The 19,024-nt window shown below is 30.2% G+C and carries 17 protein-coding genes, 2 tRNA genes and 1 CRISPR repeat array; of the genes, 18 read left to right on the top strand and 1 reads right to left on the bottom strand.

From position 1 onward, the window contains the following. The first annotated feature begins 44 nt into the window (after window positions 1-44). The 11 genes from SM9_RS05995 (at window position 45) to SM9_RS11975 (ending at window position 11,260) form a co-directional block, all read left to right on the top strand. Window positions 45-791, top strand: coding sequence for a zinc ribbon domain-containing protein (locus SM9_RS05995; protein WP_058739274.1), 747 nt, complete (start codon window positions 45-47; stop codon window positions 789-791). Between the two features lie 106 nt (window positions 792-897). Beyond that, a complete protein-coding gene (locus SM9_RS05990; RefSeq protein WP_058739273.1) occupies window positions 898-2,379 on the top strand; it encodes a DUF2779 domain-containing protein in 1,482 nt (493 codons plus the stop codon). Between the two features lie 129 nt (window positions 2,380-2,508). Beyond that, complete coding sequence (locus tag SM9_RS05985; protein WP_058739272.1) at window positions 2,509-2,856, top strand: hypothetical protein; 348 nt, start codon at window positions 2,509-2,511, stop codon at window positions 2,854-2,856. Next, window positions 2,822-3,133 carry a hypothetical protein gene (locus tag SM9_RS05980; protein WP_058739271.1) on the top strand — a complete coding sequence of 104 codons (312 nt, stop codon included), beginning with the start codon at window positions 2,822-2,824 and terminating at the stop codon, window positions 3,131-3,133. Before SM9_RS05985 ends, SM9_RS05980 begins: the two co-directional genes overlap by 35 nt. 24 nt (window positions 3,134-3,157) lie before the next feature. Then, complete coding sequence (locus tag SM9_RS11990) at window positions 3,158-3,295, top strand: hypothetical protein (protein WP_157064680.1); 138 nt, start codon at window positions 3,158-3,160, stop codon at window positions 3,293-3,295. Window positions 3,296-4,156: 861 nt separating this feature from the next. Further along, on the top strand, window positions 4,157-4,315 hold the full coding sequence (locus SM9_RS11985) for a hypothetical protein (RefSeq protein ID WP_157064679.1): 159 nt from the start codon (window positions 4,157-4,159) through the stop codon (window positions 4,313-4,315). Continuing rightward, window positions 4,291-4,461 (top strand): hypothetical protein, encoded by a 171-nt coding sequence (locus tag SM9_RS11980; RefSeq protein ID WP_157064678.1) that lies wholly within the window; start codon window positions 4,291-4,293, stop codon window positions 4,459-4,461. The genes SM9_RS11985 and SM9_RS11980 overlap by 25 nt, the downstream gene beginning before the upstream one ends. A 6-nt stretch (window positions 4,462-4,467) precedes the next feature. Continuing rightward, window positions 4,468-4,842: a tetratricopeptide repeat protein gene (locus SM9_RS12370; protein ID WP_058739270.1), complete on the top strand. Its 375-nt coding sequence runs from the start codon at window positions 4,468-4,470 to the stop codon at window positions 4,840-4,842. A gap of 30 nt (window positions 4,843-4,872) precedes the next feature. Beyond that, on the top strand, window positions 4,873-5,361 hold the full coding sequence (locus SM9_RS12365) for an HIRAN domain-containing protein (RefSeq protein ID WP_232299096.1): 489 nt from the start codon (window positions 4,873-4,875) through the stop codon (window positions 5,359-5,361). 23 nt (window positions 5,362-5,384) lie between these two features. Beyond that, the gene (locus tag SM9_RS05965) at window positions 5,385-8,465 is read left to right on the top strand and encodes an ATP-dependent DNA helicase (protein WP_058739269.1); all 3,081 of its coding nucleotides are present in this window, start codon (window positions 5,385-5,387) and stop codon (window positions 8,463-8,465) included. A gap of 481 nt (window positions 8,466-8,946) precedes the next feature. After that, window positions 8,947-10,358: a CRISPR direct-repeat array (repeat unit 37 nt; unit sequence ATTGCAAAGGTTATTCTATTAAAACAAGGATTGTGAC). Window positions 10,359-10,363: 5 nt separating this feature from the next. Further along, a complete protein-coding gene (locus SM9_RS11975) occupies window positions 10,364-11,260 on the top strand; it encodes a hypothetical protein (protein ID WP_463508169.1) in 897 nt (298 codons plus the stop codon). A 61-nt stretch (window positions 11,261-11,321) separates the two neighbouring features. Here the strand turns inward: SM9_RS11975 and SM9_RS05960 are convergent, their stop codons facing one another. After that, window positions 11,322-12,200, bottom strand: coding sequence for a zinc ribbon domain-containing protein (locus tag SM9_RS05960; RefSeq protein ID WP_058739268.1), 879 nt, complete (start codon window positions 12,198-12,200; stop codon window positions 11,322-11,324). Window positions 12,201-12,316: 116 nt separating this feature from the next. Here SM9_RS05960 and SM9_RS05955 point away from each other — a divergent pair, with 116 nt between their 5' ends. The 7 genes from SM9_RS05955 (at window position 12,317) to SM9_RS05925 (ending at window position 19,023) form a co-directional block, all read left to right on the top strand. After that, window positions 12,317-13,501, top strand: a complete 1,185-nt coding sequence (locus SM9_RS05955; RefSeq protein WP_058739267.1) for an SseB family protein — start codon at window positions 12,317-12,319, stop codon at window positions 13,499-13,501. Between the two features lie 230 nt (window positions 13,502-13,731). Continuing rightward, window positions 13,732-14,046, top strand: a complete 315-nt coding sequence (locus SM9_RS05950) for a nucleotide pyrophosphohydrolase (protein ID WP_058739266.1) — start codon at window positions 13,732-13,734, stop codon at window positions 14,044-14,046. Continuing rightward, window positions 14,033-15,907 (top strand): DUF2075 domain-containing protein, encoded by a 1,875-nt coding sequence (locus tag SM9_RS05945; protein ID WP_058739265.1) that lies wholly within the window; start codon window positions 14,033-14,035, stop codon window positions 15,905-15,907. Before SM9_RS05950 ends, SM9_RS05945 begins: the two co-directional genes overlap by 14 nt. Window positions 15,908-15,936: 29 nt before the next feature. Beyond that, window positions 15,937-16,839 carry a restriction endonuclease gene (locus SM9_RS05940; protein ID WP_058739264.1) on the top strand — a complete coding sequence of 301 codons (903 nt, stop codon included), beginning with the start codon at window positions 15,937-15,939 and terminating at the stop codon, window positions 16,837-16,839. A gap of 65 nt (window positions 16,840-16,904) precedes the next feature. Next, a tRNA-Leu gene (locus SM9_RS05935) sits at window positions 16,905-16,987 on the top strand. Window positions 16,988-17,017: 30 nt separating this feature from the next. Then, a tRNA-Thr gene (locus SM9_RS05930) sits at window positions 17,018-17,090 on the top strand. Between the two features lie 238 nt (window positions 17,091-17,328). Further along, on the top strand, window positions 17,329-19,023 hold the full coding sequence (locus tag SM9_RS05925) for a DNA cytosine methyltransferase (protein ID WP_058739263.1): 1,695 nt from the start codon (window positions 17,329-17,331) through the stop codon (window positions 19,021-19,023). The last annotated feature ends 1 nt before the right edge of the window (window position 19,024 follow it).

Here is a 19,024-nt window from a genome sequence, read left to right as displayed (position 1 = left end):
TTATTGTGAATAGATATGGGAGTAAAGTATTTGATGGTGAAATTATGGGAATTTTTGATAGAGATGATGGATTATCTGAGGAAGAACGTGAACAACAGCAAATAAAGAAATTTTTAGAAGAAAATGATATTTTTAAAGGTGTTGAATGTGAAGTTATACTTCCTGAAAAACAATTGAAAACATCTGGGAGCAGTGGTACTAAAAAAGGTGTTGCTACATTGGCTTTTGGTGTTATCGGTTTGGCTGCAACTAGTGGAACAAGTCAAAATGAAGAAAATAGGATAATAACTACTTTATTTCAGGTAGTCGATAAAGGAATAGTATTTAAAAATGGATCTATGGATGGAAGTGATATTAGAATACCTTATGAGGATATAGTTTCTTTTGAAAAACTCGAAGATAAAAACAAAAAATCTATGGGTCTTTTAACATTGCTCAAAGACAAAAAAATATTTTTAAAATTAACATGTGGATACACTATTTCAGAACATATTTTGGATTATTGTGTGGATGTTTTAAGCAAACGTATCAGTGGAGCACTTTATGAAGAAGATGGATGGGGTTTAGAAATAGATTATTCTCAATTGAAAAAATTGGATGAATCATACAAAATCAGTAACTTAAAGCGATTAGAATCTTTTCATAAACAAGGAATAATAACTGATGAAAAATTCTCTTATTTAAAGGACGAACTTTTAAAAGAGGAAGATATCGCAAATTGTAAAAAATGTGGAGCAGAACTTGCTGAAAATTCACTGTTTTGTAGTGAATGCGGAACAAAAATCGATTAGAAAATTATTATTGTGTTTAGAATATATATACATAATAATGCTTCCTGCAGGGGAAATGAACCAGTTATATTAAATGATTATTAAAAGTTGGATTTAGGGTTATATTATGAGTAAAATACATTTATCAAAGTCCCGCTATTGCAAGGGCGTGCAGTGTGAAAAGATTTTATGGTTGGAAAAATACTTGCCTGATTATTCAATAGATGGCAATGATGCTGTTTTAGAAAAGGGCCGTGAGGTAGGTGAGCTTGCAAAGGGACTTTTTGGAGATTATGTTAATGTTCCGTTTGACATTGATTTAACAGTTTCAATAGATAAAACTGAAGAATTGTTGAAAAATAAGCCTAATGTCATTACCGAAGCGTCATTCGGTTTTGAAAACAATTTCTGCAGTGTTGATATTTTAAAAAATGATGCTGATGGTGTGGAAATCTATGAGGTTAAAAGCTCTACAAAAATCGATGATATCTACATTGACGATGCAGCATATCAGTACTTTGTACTGTCAAATCTTGGATTGAACGTTAAAAAGGTATCAATTGTCTATATTAACAATGAATACATAAGAGAAAGTGAACTGGAACTTGACAAGCTTTTTAAAATTGATGATGTGACTCATGAAGTTCTAAAAAAGCAGACGGAAATAAAAAATAATATTGAATTTTTCAATGAGTTTATGGAAGCTAATGACAGCGAACCTGTAAAAGATATTGGAATGCACTGCTTTAAGCCATATGACTGCGTTTTCTGGGACTACTGTACAAGGGATTTGCCAAAACCTAATGTCTTTGACATTGCAGGAATGTTTAAATCCAAAAAGCTTGAAAAGTATTATGACGGCAAAATTTCATTTGAAGATTTAAAAAATGAAAAGCTAAATCCGAAATATCTTGAGCAGATTGATTTTGAATTAAATAACCGTGAGTCTAAAATCAACAGGAAAGCTATTGGAGAAGTTTTAGATTCTCTTAAATATCCTCTTTATTTTATTGACTATGAATCATGTCAGTATGCAATTCCGGAATACGTCGGAACAAAACCGTATCAGCAGATTCCTTTCCAGTATTCATTGCATATTATTCACGAAAAGGGAGGACCACTGGAGCATAAAGAATTTCTCGCTGAAGCCGATGATATGAACCTAATCAGAAACTTTGCTTTAAGCATGATTCGTGACATGCCCGAAAACGGAAGTGTAATCGTATACAACAAGGCCTTTGAAGCATCAAGAAACAGGGAAATTGCAAAAATGTATCCTGAGCTGAAAGATGAAATGGACAGATTCAATGACAATATGGTTGACTTGATGATACCCTTTAAAAACAGGGATTACTATACAAAAGAAATGAAAGGGTCATATTCAATCAAATATGTCCTACCTGCACTTTATCCCGATGATGAGGAACTTGACTATTCTGAATTGTCTTTGATTCATAAGGGTGATGAGGCATCAAATGCATTTTTAAGCTTAAATGAAAAGACACCTGATGAGCAGGCTAAAATCAGAAAAGCCTTGCTTGAATATTGTAAGTTAGATACCTATGCAATGGTAAAGATATGGGAGAAATTTAAAGAAGTAATTCATTAATATTGGGATATGTGGAATTAACTATAATCATTAATTCAATTTTTTTATTCACAACTTATAACCACAATATTTAATATCCCATAAAACAAAAATTTATATTAACGAATGAACTATTTAGGAAGCGTTTATATGAAATGTCCATTTTGCAGTGAAAATCTGATTGAAGGAGATATGGTATGTCCCCATTGTCGGCGTAGAGTTATTGATTTTGATTATTTTAAAAACATGGATAGGATGAGAGAAAAGTATTCTGCATTTAGTCTTTTGGATTTGTCTCATGAAAAATTAACCTTTGAAGAAATTATAACAATCTACACTTACATTGAAAGAGCAGACCACCATGGCGGTGACGGTGAGGTTTCAGATAGATGCGTGCAGGACGGAACATTCTCCAACTTGTCCAAACGATTAAATGAAATAAAAAACGGATGGGTGATAATTAATGGGAATTTGTCCAAATTGCGGAAGCTGGGTTGATGAAGGAGACATATGTATGAGCTGCGGTGGCAGTTACAGTTACAGCTGTGATGATGAAGAAGATGATGATTCATATGCACCATCAGATGAGCCTATGCCTATTGAATTGAGTAATGAAGCTTGGAATTTATATCTGGATTTTAAGGAGAATCTTGCACTTATAAAAATTAATGAGGCATTGGAGCATAATGACAAAGATTACAATAACTGGAATAGAAAAGCAATTATTCTTGAGGCTTTAAATAGGTATGCCGAATCGGAGGAGTGTTATGACTAATCACTGGAGCTGTCCCCGCATAAAGTGATTTATGAAAACAAGGCAAGAATGCTTTATGACTGGGCATCTCAGTTACTTGAAGAGGATAAACCGGATGAGGCAAAACAAGTCATCAGAAGAGCAATAGGTTCAATTCCCCGTGATAGTGTTGGAAAGTCTTAGAAAATATTTTGATTTGAGAAATTCGATTAACTCCCGAATCAAGCATGAAAAAAAGTATTGATGGTGTAAATAACCAGAATGAAATAAAGATGGATGGTTAATAATTAAGAAAAATAAAGTCAGCCTATCTTAATTATTAACATATGACTTTTCATATTCCAACATTATCATATAAATATTAATCTTTTTTAGTATTTAAATTATTCTATTATTTGATTAAATCAATTTTACTTTCTTATTTTTTAATTATTACTTCAAATCAATATTATGATATAAAATAAGTTATTTTTATATGGCTTAGATTTAAAATAAAATTGTACTGGCCTTAAAAAATTTTATAAAAATTAATGGTGGGATTTTAAATGCTTTTCATTTTTTCAATATTATTTTTAAACTTCCATCGGGAGGTAAAATGGCACAAGTATTGCTGGATAGCATAGTTTTTTTAGCTATTAGTTATCTAGCATACTTCATATCTCTATTTAGATAGAGAAAAAGGGTTGTTTTATTGAAATTGATTGATAGGTATTAAGTTTTCAAAACATGATTTTCAGCCAATCATTGTTGGAATTTTATTTTCTTTTGGCCATACATGAAATTTTATTAAAATAATTCTTGGAGAAGTATTTATTACTTCTCCTACTTATTTTAGAATAATAATGTTGATTATTTATACATTAAATCTCTCAGACATGTGAGAACATGCTATAGAAATTATTTTTTAGAAAAAATAACTTTTCATATAATCTAAATCTTTTTATTAAGTTAACAACAAAGTAAATATTATTTAATAACTACAATATTTAATATCACATAAAACAAAAACATGTATTAACGGATGAACTATTTGGGAGTGTTTAAATGAAATGTCCATTTTGCGGTGAAAATCTGATTGAAGGAGATATGCGATGTCCCCATTGCCGGTGTGGAGTAATGGATTTTGATTATTTTGAAAATATGGATAAGATGGAAAAAAGTATTCCAAAGTCTCTCTTTTGGACTTATCTCGTGAAAAATTAACTTTTGAAGAAATCATAACAATCTACACTTACATTGAAAGAGCAGACCACCATGGCGGTGACGGTGAGGTTTCAGATAGATGCGTGCAGGACGGAACATTCTCCAACTTGTCCAAACGATTAAATGAAATAAAAAAAGATAGGTGATAATTAATGGGAATTTGTCCAAATTGCGGAAGCTGGGTTGATGAAGGAGACATATGTATGAGCTGCGGTGGCAGTTACAGTTACAGTTACGATGATGAAGAAGATGATGATTCATATGCACCATCAGATGAGCCTATGCCTATTGAATTGAGTAATGAAGCATGGAATTTATATCTGGATTTTAAGGAGGAGCTTGCACTTATTAAAATCAATGAGGCATTGGAGCATAATGACAAAGATTACAATAACTGGAATAGAAAAGCAATTATTCTTGAGGCTTTAAATAGGTATGCTGAATCTGAGGATTGTTATGACAGATCACTGGAACTGTCCCCGCATAAATTGGTTTTTGAAAACAAGGCAAGAATGCTTTATGACTGAGCATATCAGTTACTTGAAGAGTCAAAAGAAATGTCAAACGGACTGTTCTTATTGGAAGGGGCAAAAGAAGTCATCCAAAGAGCAATAAATTCAATTCCTAAAGTGAATAGTGAGGAAAATATTAATAAATATCTTGATTTGAAAGATTCAATTGACTATTACATCAATTATGAAGAAACATATCAGGATATACTTAAATCATTAAAACAAGAAAATGAGGATGATTTGTTTACAATAACCGGAATGATGTATTATGAAAGTGATGTGGATCTTCACTACTACAGCCCTTTAAAGCTTGTAAAGGAAAGGGATAATGAATTTGACAGTGATGCGATTGCAGTATATGCTGATGATAAAAAAATCGGCTATGTGGCAAATAGTGCTGATACAAAATACATACAATCATCATCTGCATCACAGCTTCAGGATAAAATCCCTGATGTTTGCTCTGCCAAGTATCTGTTTCATTTGGAGAGATATGAAAAGATAAATTTCCATATTGGAGTGATTAATCATTAATAGTAATCAATGGAGTTTTTATTATGGCAATTGAATTGAATGAGGAACAAAAGACAATTGTGGAGTATGATGGTGATAAGTTTTTAAGCGTTCAGGCAGGACCTGGTTCCGGAAAGACCCGTGTAATTGTTGAAAAAGTTAAATATATGGTAAAGGAATTAGGCGTAAAGCCTGAAAGCTTTCTCATTATTACATTTTCAACAAAAGCTGCTGATGAGCTTAAAGACAGGCTGATTGAAGGTGAGATTCCGGCAAGTGATGTGCAGAAAATGCAGATTTCAACAATACATTCCTTCTGTTTGAAAATTCTTGAGGATACTGGTACTGTCGGTTTGGACATCATTGCAGAAGGCGACAAGCAGAATCTCTTTATTAAAAAGCATCTGAAGGATTTGGGCTTTGAAAAGGAATCACATTTGCGAAGCTATGAAATTGACAAAGTTATTGGAAAGTATGATGAATACTCAACATTCAATGTAGATACTGAAAGATTGGCTGATTATCTTGAAGATAATTTTCCTGTTTCTTCTGATTTTGTTGAGTTTGTCTCTACTTATATGGATGAAAACGACGGTGCATTTCCGGCTGATGAGATAAAAGAAATTGATAAGGCAAATGAAAATACTGTCTTTAAGGATTCCTATAATAATGCAAAACAAATCCAGATTGCCAAATCATTTAAGACATATCTGGATTTGCTTGAAAGGGAAAATTCAATTGACTACAATCAGATGCAGATAAAGGCGCTTAAAAAAATGGATGAAGGTTATATGCCTCCATACACCAATATTTTAATTGATGAGTTTCAGGATACTGATCCCGTTCAGATGCAGCTATTTAAAAAGTTCATTGAAAGTGATGAAACTGATTCATTTACAGTAGTCGGGGATATTAACCAAAGCATCTACGGATTTAGAGGATCAAACAAAAACTATTTCAAGGTTCTTTTAGATGAATACTCAGATAAGTTTTTAGAGGTGTTTTTATCAACAAATTACCGCTCAACTGCTGAGATAATTGACTTTTCACAGGACTTTATCATGCCTCATCATGAATCAGAGGATGATTTTATAACTGCAAAATGCGGAAGCGGAAAGACAAATGAAGTCTACTATATGACAAGCGAAGATAAAAAGGCCGAAGCCCAAAACATACTTGATGTCATCAGACATATTACTGAAGATGAAAAGATGATGCTATCTGATATTGGAATACTTCTAAGGTCAGTTAAAAGCTCATCATCATGCTTTAACACACTGATTGAACTTTTTGAGAAAAATGATATTAACTATCAGGTTCGAGGAACTGGAGATCTGGCTGAAAATGACGATTTAAAATATATATTAACACTGATGTATCACTTAATTCAGGATGATGACCCGTACTATACATTTGTTCCCCGTGAAACTTCAGACTGGCTGAATTTAAAAACATTAACAGGTGAAAATGCGCTCTTTGAACTGTCTGATGATACTAAAAGTATTTTAAATGAATTGCAGGATAGATTTGAAAAAGAAGTCATTGAAATGGACAAAACAGTTTGTTCAGAAAATGATGGCTGGGGAAGAGGAATAAAGAAATTTAATGGAATATTTACCAAAGACAATAAGCGTAAGGATGAAGTATTCAGCCGAGTCAAAAAGCCAATACTTTCGGATGAGAATTTGGTTAAATATAGTGTAACAGATGAGAATGATTTGGTATTTTTTAAGAAACTGAACGAACTGAAAGTTAAAGTCAATGCCGAGAAATATTATGAGAGACCAACAGTTTCAGAAGTTTACTTTGAACTTTTATGTGACATTACAGGTTATCTTGATTATGATTTGGTCGTAAATGACGAGGAAACAGTGAATAACTTAACAGCCATCATTCCATCAATATCAGTTTACGGTGAGGTGATGTATGACAGGAGTTTAAGAGGAGCGTTCTGGTTTATTAAAAACTCACTTAAAAAACTTGACTCTTATAAACCGGATGAGGATGCAGTCCAGATTATGACCGTACACAAATCAAAAGGCCTTGAGTTTCCGGTAGTGATACTGGCATCCCTCAGAGAAAACGGTTTTCCAACAGCCTTTAAGGAAGTGGATGTGGAATCCGTTGAATATATACCTGAAGAGTTTTTAGGATTTGACAAGTATGACGGTGATGCTGAAAGTTCACATATCGAGGAAGAGGAAAGAGTAATATACGTTGCAAAAACACGTGCAGAAGACGAACTGATACTTTCAAGCATAGGCGAAGCACCGGAGTGTGTCGGTGATGTAATCACTATGAATGAATACTGCAGGCAAATTGATTTAAGTGATATGGAAATTAACATTTTAAATCCAAGTCATGTAGATGAGGAAGATGAAATTATAAACTTAAGTTTCACAGCTCTTGAAAATTACAATGAGTGTCCATTTAAATACAAGTTGTCCAATGAACTTGGATTAAATGTGGGTCAGAAAAAAGAAATCGATGATGGAATATTCATTCACTCAGCACTTGAGATTGTAAATAAAAAAATCAAGGCAAATGATAATGAATATGTTGGTGACGAGGAAGTTTCTAGAACTGTTGAGTTATTATTTGAAAAGGCCAATTTGAAATTTAAAGAAGAGCAGCCTGATAAATATAATGTTAAGTTGGAAACGATTACTAAAGACGTAATCAGATACTATCATGAAGTCGGAAACGATTTATTTATAGTAAACAGTGAATATCCGTTCTATATCAAAGGTGAAAACTATACATTTTCAGGAATAGTCGATTTGATATATGAAAAAGACGGTAAACTGGGTATTTTGGATTATAAGAACACTTCACTTGTTGGAAAAGAGTTTTTAGCTAAGTATAGAAAGCAGTTGCATTTCTATGTGATGGCACTACGTGATGAGAACAAAGAATTTGACGGCCATAAAATTGATGAAATTCAGATTTATGCAATCAAGTATAAGAAAGGTAATAAATTGTTTTCCTTTGATATAGATGATGACTATATTGAAGAGCTGAAAGTTGAATTGAGAGAAACTGCTGAAAAGATTAGAAATGATCAATTTGCTGCTGAATGTGCAGACTGCAGTGGCTGTTCTTATAAAAAGATTTGTGGAAAGTGATTTTTTAATCACTTTTTATAAATTTAAAATATTTTATTTAAAAACGGATATTTTGTTTAAAAAAACAATATATTCAAAATAAATAATTATAACTTTATTTTTTTTAATTTAAGGATATTAAGTGATATTTAATATATTTAATCAACATAAACTTTTTTATTAAAAATGGTCGTTTGAGCAAACCTCCATTTTTTTAAAGATTTTTTTAAAAATTCAATTTTTTGATGAAAAAATTTTCTTTTAAATTTTCATTTATATTTAAAAATATTGTTTATTTGTTTTTTATTTGTAATTATATACAATAATTTTAATTAAATAATATTTTTAAGAATAAAGTGTTAAAATTTCTATTCAATAATTATTTATATTAAGTGAGCAAACCTTTATATATAGTACTTATATTTTTAGGTTTGCTCATAAGTGCTGTATGTCGCAGTAATTTTTGCAAGTTGTAGGTTATTTAAAGGAAATTTTCCACCCTATTGCAAAGGTTATTCTATTAAAACAAGGATTGTGACTCATTTTCCTCCTTAATTATTTTTATAATTTCTTTTATTGCAAAGGTTATTCTATTAAAACAAGGATTGTGACCTTTTATGCCTATTATCATTTCTAATTCCAATTTTATTGCAAAGGTTATTCTATTAAAACAAGGATTGTGACAACTCTTCTGACTCACTTAATTTGTCAGTATATAAGATTGCAAAGGTTATTCTATTAAAACAAGGATTGTGACTTGTTTTTCCGTTTTCTTCAAATATGTATTCTAAAATTGCAAAGGTTATTCTATTAAAACAAGGATTGTGACATATCTAGGAAACTGTAGAATCTGAATGTTGCTTCATTGCAAAGGTTATTCTATTAAAACAAGGATTGTGACATATTTGACAACTCAAAATACATTATAGACTCATTGTATTGCAAAGGTTATTCTATTAAAACAAGGATTGTGACTGCTTTGCATCTTTGTTTTCGATATTTAATACATTCATTGCAAAGGTTATTCTATTAAAACAAGGATTGTGACCTTCTTTTCCTTTGATGAATACTATTTCTTGCTGAAATTGCAAAGGTTATTCTATTAAAACAAGGATTGTGACACTTTCCGCAATGGTGACATCATGGCAGATTGTCATTGCAAAGGTTATTCTATTAAAACAAGGATTGTGACCAATTATCTTCTTTTCCTTTTTTTGTAATTGTATAGATTGCAAAGGTTATTCTATTAAAACAAGGATTGTGACTTAAAGCGTGGTCTTGCTTACACTCCTGCTGATGAATTGCAAAGGTTATTCTATTAAAACAAGGATTGTGACTCAATCATAAAAGGATATTCTGCGATGTTATGCTTTATTGCAAAGGTTATTCTATTAAAACAAGGATTGTGACCAATCTATCATTATCATTAAATATCATATCAAATATCATTGCAAAGGTTATTCTATTAAAACAAGGATTGTGACAGATATTGTCTGTTTAAATGAATGTGCATACTTGTTATTGCAAAGGTTATTCTATTAAAACAAGGATTGTGACCTGTTGTCTTAAATGCTTTTTGAACTTCTGATTGCAAAGGTTATTCTATTAAAACAAGGATTGTGACTCCCTTAGTTTAACATGACCATAATTCGTTGTTGATATTGCAAAGGTTATTCTATTAAAACAAGGATTGTGACTCCTCTTTCAAAACCTTGATGGTTTTCTTTTTAGGTATTGCAAAGGTTATTCTATTAAAACAAGGATTGTGACGACTTCTTCAAGGTCTCCAAAATTGTGGAATTTATATTGCAAAGGTTATTCTATTAAAACAAGGATTGTGACTTTGTTATGTTTTTTGTTAGTCCATGTCTTTTCATTATTGCAAAGTTATTCTATTAAAACAAGGATTGTGATGCCTGTTGCTTGAATGTATTCTTGAATGTCTTCAAATTGCAAAGGTTATTCTATTAAATGAAAGAAAGCACATTCAAAGTCATGGCACTCTTTTTCATGTTTTAAGAAAATCCGTTGTATTTATAGATATTAGGGTGATAGATATAATTATGAAAATAGTAGATAAATTAAACTGGGAAGATAAATTTTCAAATGAAGTTATTAATCAATCCTTTTGGTATATGAACTCTATTGTAGAAGTTATTATAAGTGAAGGTTACATAAATGCAAATCTTCAAAAATCAACACATTTTCATGTTAGTATACATATAAAAGATAATGAAATCACTTACATGTTCTGCACTTGTGGAAAAGACAATTGCAAGCATCAGGCTGCTGTTTTAAGATATGTTGAAGAAAATAACCTCCTGGAAAAGGAAAGTGATTTTCTGGATTTGATTAAAACTGTGGATGATAATCATTTGAGGGAGTATTTCATTAATGTTTTAAATGAAGATCCGGTACTTAAAGAAGATTTTATTCGCAAATTTAAAAAGGAACCTAAAATTGACTCAAAACCATATTTTGATAAATTAAAACAAATCATTGAAAAGTCAAAAGGCAAGAATTATTATGATTTCGGATATTATGACATTGATGTCTTGGCCGATGAAATACATAACTTTTTATGTGATGAAATTTTTGAATTAATGGGAATTCATCAGTATGAAGTTGTTTTTGAATTACTTGACTGTATTGCTGATGTTTTAAATGATGAAATGTATGTCGATAATGATAATTGGTATTATGCCTGCGACGAGTATCTCCAAATTGCATATAGTCTGGAAGAGACTTATGTTTTATCTGATGAGCAATTGGATAAGTTGGAGTGTAATACATCATTCATGCGTAAATATATATGAAAAAAGCTACTTAAAATATCAATTCATAAAAAAAGTAATTATGTGAAGTTTTTAAACTCCACTAAATAGTTATATTTTCGGTATATAGAGGATTATTTGATTTTGCTGAATCAACTACCTTGATTTCTGCTTTTACTGGTTGTGTTTTTTCAAAATACATAGAAGATATTTTGTATGTTTGTCCGCTTTGAGGATTTAATTCATTCCAGCCAATGCCTGAATTGATTATTTTTCCATCTTTATCATAGTAGTTTATATTAACGGATAAATAATCAAAATTCGTATCTACTTTAATGTCTCCTGTAATATATCCGGTATAATATCCATATCCGTCATAAGTTATGTTTTGTGTCAGATTTCCAACAGTAACAGAATTTTCAGCATTGATTTGATATAATGCACCACCTAAAATTAAAATAAGAAATATTCCTATGACAGTTATTACTGGAATTATCCATAGCTTTTTATTGATTGCTTTAAATCCTTTGAAATATAATGTGATAATTGCAGTTATGATAAAAAATATCGCCGAAATTTCTCCAAAACGTCCTATGAGCATGAAAATAATTGCTCCAACTCCAATAAATTCAACCGCAGCAATTAGAGGTTCGTTTAATTTTTCCATTAAAAATATTCCAACGAGTCCTCCAGCAACACCTACTCCAATAGCCATTAAGATAGAGTCCCAACCCATCAGCATAGGTGTTCCCAATCCCTCAAAAATAGCCATAATAACTGCTATAGCGGCCATTATCAGAGGTAATTTTTTTAAAAATTTATTTTTATCATCTGTTTCAATACTTTGATTCTCAGTTATGCTTTTGACATTATTTTCTGTTTTTTCTTTTGTCGGATCATCATCAAGTAAAAATCCGCATTCCGCACAGAATTTTGAATCATCATCAAGTTCTGCTCCACATTTTCTACAATATTGAACCATAAACATGCCCTCCTTATTATAATAGTATTATATTCTTGGTGTAATAAAGTTATCATTCTTTAATATAGTAATTGTTATTAATTTGTTGTTATAAATATTTGATTAAGGTGGTATATATGGAATTTATGGATAAAATAATAGATTTGTTAAATTCAGGGCAATTTCAAGAGATAATAAACTATATTAATGATTTTTTAGATGAAAATCCATCATATAAAACTATAGATTATCATCATTTTGCAAATCCTCTGGAAGAAATATTGTTTGATTATTATTTTGGAAATATTGAATCAATTAAAACACTTGAATTAGATGAAGCATTGGAAGATATTTATACCATTTATTCAATAGCATATATGAATTTGGGACAGATAGATGAAGCAGAAAAGTATTTAAAAATAGCTAATAAAATTAATCCAGTATCAGCACCAATATTAATTAGATTATGTGAATTATATCAATCAAAACATGAGGAAGAAAAATTAAAAGAATTATCCTGTGAAATTTTCAAATATGCATATGATGTTGATATATTAACTTCAAATTATTTCAAACTTGCAGATTATTTATACCACACCCAGCAAAATATGGAATTATACGGTCATCTATTTAATTTCTTCATATTTTTAAAATCTGGTGAAGAAGAAAAACCAGTTAGAGATGATATAATATATTTTAGAGAAAATAACATACAAGTTGGTGTTAATCCGAAAATAATTCAAATATTAATCTATTTGATAGATTTACACAATCAACAGAACATGTATAATACAGCAAAATACTTTAAAAATATTTTAGATGAAGTTTCTGAATTTAATGATTATTTAAATCATATATGTGATGAAAATACTGATGGATTAAAAAATGAAACCCCTGATGATAATAAAAGATTGGAAGAATTGATGAAAGAAGAAATAACACCAATAATGCAATTTGAATTTTTAAATATACTAAAAGAATCTAGATTATCTATGCCTGTTAGTTATAGTGAAAATATATTTGAAGGTATTGAAAATGCAAAAATGGGTGATGTAATTGAACCTGCCGGACAAATTGGTTTTAATATTGAATATTTAACGGATAATAACGGAAATAAAGTTGTTCCATTATTTACAAGTAACGAAATGATGGAAGCTGCAAATTTTAGAAGTTCAACATATGTATTATATATGAGTGATTTAGCAGATTTGTTAAAACAAACTGACAAATATTCTTTAATTGCAATAAATCCCTTCACTGAGTATAATATGAATATACCTATAGAAACATTTTTAAATCTATTTAATCAAAGAAATGATTAATAAAATGGTTACATCAAGAAAATTTATCTGATGATGAATTAAATCAATTATGTGAAAAATTATAACATCAATAATGATTAAGGTCATGTTAATGCGATTACAATAGTTGTTCTTCCAACTGTATTAATGTAATAAACCAGAGTTCAATTAAATTTTAAATCAATTTTTTGGAAATAAGTAAATATTTCAAATGGCATATTAATATTATAATCAAATTAATAATGATTCACATGGATGAAGTAAAAAAAGAATTAATAAAATTTCAAGAGGAACGTGACTGGAAAAAGTTTCACACGCCTGAAAACCTTGCAAAATCAATATCTATTGAAGCAGCAGAATTATTAGAACATTTTCAATGGGGAAAGGAATATGATATTGATGAAGTTGCAGATGAACTGGCAGATGTTTTAATTTATTCAATGTATATGGCGGATTCATTAAATTTGGATATTAAGGAAATAATATTAAATAAAATGAAGAAAAATGCCATTAAGTATCCTGTTGAAAAATCATATGGGGTGTCAACTAAGTATGATAGTTTATGAGGCAACAAAAGAGGAATTCTGCAATTCAGTTCTATTGGGTTCAATTTCTGATGAAATATATGATGTATATAAGGAAAAAATTGGAAAATCTGCCAAAGCACAGATTAGATCTTGGGAAAATTCAATGGAATTCATGAACAAGATTTTGGTTGATTCTGAAATCCCTGATGATTGTGGTGTAGCTATTGAGTTTACCATTCCAACAACATCTAAAAGAATCGATTTTATACTGACAGGTCAGGATGATAATAAAACGGATTCTGTTGTCATTATTGAGTTAAAACAATGGGATTCTGCTGAAAAAGTTACCGGCAAGGATGCAATTGTTAAAACATTTTTGGGTGGTGGAGTTCGTGAGACCACCCATCCGTCATATCAGGCATGGACATATGCTTCATTAATAGAAAACTTTAATGAAACCGTTGAAGAAGATGCAATTGAGTTATATCCATGTGCATATTTGCATAATTATGATTTTAAACATGATGAAGCATTAACAGATGAAATTTATAAGAAATATTATGATTTGGCTCCATTATATGGTAAACGTGATGCATTGAAGTTAAGGCAGTTCATTAAAAAATATATCAAAACAGGTGATTCAACAGATATTTTATACAGGATTGACAACGGTAAAATCAGGCCTTCAAAAAAATTGCAGGATTGTCTTCGAGGAATGCTTGAAGGAAACAGATTCTTTTATATGATTGATGAGCAGAAGGTTGCCTATGAGCTTGCAGTTAAAATGGCACGTGATTCATACTGTGATGATAAAAAAAGGGTATTAATAGTTGAAGGTGGACCTGGAACCGGAAAATCAGTTGTAGCTATTAACTTACTGGTTGATTTGATAAATGATGAGCTCAATGCATTGTATGTTACGAAAAACTCCGCTCCAAGAAACGTATTTTTTGAAAAATTAAGGGGAAGCAACTATACACAAAGCTATCTGAAAGCACTGTTTAAAGGATCAGGTTCATTTACCAAATCCAATGAAAACGAATTTGACGTGCTGATAGTTGATGAAGCCCATCGTTTAAATGAAAAATCTGGACTGTTTGGTAATTTAGGTGAAAACCAGATAAAGGAAATAATAAATGCATCAAAGTTTTCAGTATTTTTCATTGATAAACATCAGAAGGTTACTCTAAAGGATTATGGCAGCATTTCAGAGATTAAAATATTTGCCCAGGAGTTTGATTGTGAAGTTGAGCAGGTAAAGCTTGAATCACAGTTCAGATGCAACGGATCAGACGGTTATTTATCATGGTTAACAGATGTATTGGAAATTGAAGACACGGCAAACTATGATGGATTTGAATTTGACTATGATTTTAGAGTAATCGATGATGCAAATGAATTGAAAGAACTGATTTTTGAGAAAAATAAGGAAAAAAACAATGCAAGATTGTTGGCTGGATATTGCTGGAACTGGATTAAGGAAGGTAAAAATGATTCCAATGTTCATGATATAGAAATTGGCGACTTTTCAATGAGCTGGAATCTTGGAAATTCAGATACATGGGCAATAGATGAGGATTCCGTTAATGAAGTGGGGTGTATTCACACGTCACAGGGCCTTGAATTTGATTACGTTGGAGTAATTATTGGTGAAGATATGCAATTTGATGGGGAACATATTATCACAGATTTTAATTCACGTGCACGAACAGATCAGTCTTTGAAAGGAATAAAAAAGTTGTATAAAGAAAATCCTGATGAAGCTTTAGAAGTTGCTGATGAAATTATTAAAAATACTTATCGTACATTAATGACTCGTGGAATGAAGGGATGTTTTATTTACTGTGAGGATATGGCTCTTCAGAGTTATTTTAAGGAAAAAATTGAAAAATTATTTTAATATATTTATAATTGTATGGGGATGATATAATGATTCCAAAATTTAAAGAATTTTATTTTCCAGTGCTTTCTTTTTTTAAGGATAATGATATTCATACAAAAAAAGAGGTATCTAATTATATAGCAAAATTTTTTGAATTGAATGAAAATGATTTGAATGAAAAAACTTCAAAAGGTTCTAAACTTAAATATGAAGATAGAACCCAATGGGCAGTTAATCATTTATATCGGGCTACTCTTTTAAAAAGAATAGAACGAGGCAAATATTTAATATCTGAAGAGGGAAAGAAAGTTTTAAACCAAGAAATAAATCAAATTGATGAAAATTTTTTAAATAATTATGATTCATTTAAAAAATATAGAAATTTAGAAAAAAATAAAGATAATATGGTTGGTGATAATCAAAACCAATCTCCTTCTGAAAGATTAGATGTTGCATATAATGAAATTAATGAAGAATTGTCAGAATCAATCCTTGATGAAATTAAATCTAAGGATTCAAAATTCTTTGAAAAATTAGTTGTCGATTTATTATTGAAAATGGGTTATGGTGGTTTTAGAGATGATGCTGGAAGACCTACTCAACAATCAAATGATGAAGGTATAGATGGTATTATAAATGAAGATATTTTAGGTTTGGATAAAATAGCTATTCAGGCAAAACGTCATGAAAATTCTATTGGTCGTCCAGATTTACAAAGATTTGCTGGGGCATTAAGTGGTAAGGGAATAAAAAAAGGAGTTTTCATTACTACTTCTTATTTTTCAAAAAATGCAAAAAATTATGTAAAAAATCATTCTGAAAGATCAATTGTTCTTATTGATGGAAAAAAACTTGCAAAATTAATGATTGAATTTAATTTAGGTACTTCAATAGTTCATTCATATGATGTAAAAAAGATAGATATGGATTATTTCAATTCAGAAGATTAATATTTTTTTTATTAATAATTTTAGAATAAATTATATATAGTATATGGAATAATACATTATTATATGCAAGGGTGCCCGAGCGGCCAAAGGGGGAGGACTTAAGATCCTCTGGTATAGGCCTTCGAGGGTTCGAATCCCTTCCCTTGCATCATATTTTTTAGAATTTAGTATTTGTCTTGCCTTAGTGGCTCAGCTGGTAGAGCGCCACCTTGGTAAGGTGGAAGTCGGGGGTTCGAATCCCCCCTAAGGCTTCATTAATATTTTAATTTAAGTAAAATTGTTATTTTATAGAAAAAATATAGAACTAAATTTTAGTTTGGTTATAATTAAAATGATGTATTGTTACTTAAATATCAGATGATTGAATTTGATTTTAAATTTTAATTAACTTTTTGGATAATATTGTAATGTAAATAATAAATATTTTATATGAGATTATATTTTATTCTATTGAATAATATATGACTATGTATTTGTGAGGAATCAACAATGATTAAATTAGCAACTGTGTTTAGTGGTATAGGAGCCGTTGAACATGCACTAAATCGTATGAATATTGGCAGTGACATTGTCTTTGCTTGTGATAATGGTGATATAGATATTTTTTCAAAAAAAATAGATGTTGATATGGACCAGATTAATGATGAGTTGTCAGTTTTAAAGTCACTGATTGAAGATATGAAATTTTCTGAAGATGATTCCTATGAGTTACAATTATTAAATATGCTTCATCTGGCAGAAAACGAATATGATGAATTGAAAGATATTTTGAATAATATAATTGTTAAAGATAAAATAGCTATCATTATCAGCATATTAGAAAATATTATTAATTCATCAGAATTAAATAAAACTAGATTAAATTTATTCAATACCTTTATATATATTCTTAATTCGGATGATTATTCATTAACTGAAAAAAAATTAATTTTACTCCGGGCAATATTAAAACTTACTAATGATTTCAAGAGAGATAATTCTTTGGATGATCTTGGTAAAGATGATATGAAATTTATATCTCAATATGATATTGATTGGTCCCAAATAAGTAAGTCATTAAAAGATATGCATGTTTTTTTAGAGGACAACAATGGTAGAAGAGTAATCAATAGAGTAAGAAATTTAAGCCAGAGGGTTAGTCAATTATATGGAAAAATTGAGTCTTTGAAGCATTTGAATGAAATTAATAAAATTGAGGATTATTCCAAAAAGAAAGAATATGTCGACAATTTGTATCATGGAAATGAAAAAAGAAATAAAGTAAAAACTAGTTATATGGCCAATTATGAGTGTTCTGATAATAATTTTCATTGGGATGTAACTTTTTTGGACGGTACACAATATAGAAATCAAGTTGACTTGTTTGTTGGTGGAAGTCCTTGCCAGTCATTCTCATCTTTGGGTAAAAAAAGAGGATTATCTGATACCCGCGGAACATTATTTTATGAATATGCGCGACTTGTGGATGAAATTCAACCTAAAGTATTCATATATGAAAATGTGCGGGCAGTATTAAGCAATGACTGCGGCAGGACATGGGATAAAATGAAAGAAGTGTTTAAGGAATTAGGTTATAATATTTTTTTCACCCATGAAGATAAACCATCTGTATTGAATGCTGTGGATTATGGGATTCCGCAATCAAGGAATAGAATTTTTGTTGTAGGTTTCCGTTCAGATTTGGATTTGGTTAAAAATTTTGAATTTCCAAAATCTATTCCGTTGGAACATTATATGAAAGATTTTTTATTAGATAATGCTCCTTATGGTACATTTTTACCGGATAAAACATTAAAATTTATACAAACTGATAAAAAAGAAAAAATTGATGAAAAGTACTTTTTATCTGAAAGAATAAAAAAAACAATTTTGTCTTCAGGACCTAATGGATTATATGGTGAACCGGAAATCGACCGGAAAATTGCATTACCTCTTTTATCTACAATGCATAAAATGCATAGAGCGGGGACTGATAATTATGTAACAACTGATGGAAAAATTCGCAGACTGACTCCAAGAGAATGTTTGAGGTTAATGGGATTTTCAGATAATTGGAAAATTGTAGTATCTGATACATCAGTCTATCAGCAGGCAGGTAATTCAATAGTTGTTGATGTTTTAATTAATATTTTATCTCAAATTTTTGAATCTTATCCTGTATTGATTACAGATAATGAAGATTAAA

This window comes from Methanobrevibacter millerae, assembly GCF_001477655.1.
In the GTDB taxonomy this organism is placed as follows: Archaea; Methanobacteriota; Methanobacteria; order Methanobacteriales; family Methanobacteriaceae; genus Methanocatella; species Methanocatella millerae_A.
Note: the sequence above shows the minus strand (reverse complement) of the source record. Positions and strands in the feature narration are given on the sequence as shown.

Excerpts from the sequence above, each read along its gene's own strand:
- SM9_RS05995 (WP_058739274.1), top strand. The coding sequence starts at position 45 with ATGGGAATTTTTGATAGAGATGATGGATTATCTGAGGAAGAACGTGAA.
- SM9_RS05990 (WP_058739273.1), top strand. The coding sequence starts at position 898 with ATGAGTAAAATACATTTATCAAAGTCCCGCTATTGCAAGGGCGTGCAG.
- SM9_RS05985 (WP_058739272.1), top strand. The coding sequence starts at position 2,509 with ATGAAATGTCCATTTTGCAGTGAAAATCTGATTGAAGGAGATATGGTA.
- SM9_RS05980 (WP_058739271.1), top strand. The coding sequence starts at position 2,822 with ATGGGAATTTGTCCAAATTGCGGAAGCTGGGTTGATGAAGGAGACATA.
- SM9_RS11985 (WP_157064679.1), top strand. The coding sequence starts at position 4,157 with ATGAAATGTCCATTTTGCGGTGAAAATCTGATTGAAGGAGATATGCGA.
- SM9_RS12370 (WP_058739270.1), top strand. The coding sequence starts at position 4,468 with ATGGGAATTTGTCCAAATTGCGGAAGCTGGGTTGATGAAGGAGACATA.
- SM9_RS12365 (WP_232299096.1), top strand. The coding sequence starts at position 4,873 with ATGTCAAACGGACTGTTCTTATTGGAAGGGGCAAAAGAAGTCATCCAA.
- SM9_RS05965 (WP_058739269.1), top strand. The coding sequence starts at position 5,385 with ATGGCAATTGAATTGAATGAGGAACAAAAGACAATTGTGGAGTATGAT.
- SM9_RS05960 (WP_058739268.1), bottom strand. The coding sequence starts at position 12,200 with ATGGTTCAATATTGTAGAAAATGTGGAGCAGAACTTGATGATGATTCA.
- SM9_RS05955 (WP_058739267.1), top strand. The coding sequence starts at position 12,317 with ATGGAATTTATGGATAAAATAATAGATTTGTTAAATTCAGGGCAATTT.
- SM9_RS05950 (WP_058739266.1), top strand. The coding sequence starts at position 13,732 with ATGGATGAAGTAAAAAAAGAATTAATAAAATTTCAAGAGGAACGTGAC.
- SM9_RS05945 (WP_058739265.1), top strand. The coding sequence starts at position 14,033 with ATGATAGTTTATGAGGCAACAAAAGAGGAATTCTGCAATTCAGTTCTA.
- SM9_RS05940 (WP_058739264.1), top strand. The coding sequence starts at position 15,937 with ATGATTCCAAAATTTAAAGAATTTTATTTTCCAGTGCTTTCTTTTTTT.
- SM9_RS05925 (WP_058739263.1), top strand. The coding sequence starts at position 17,329 with ATGATTAAATTAGCAACTGTGTTTAGTGGTATAGGAGCCGTTGAACAT.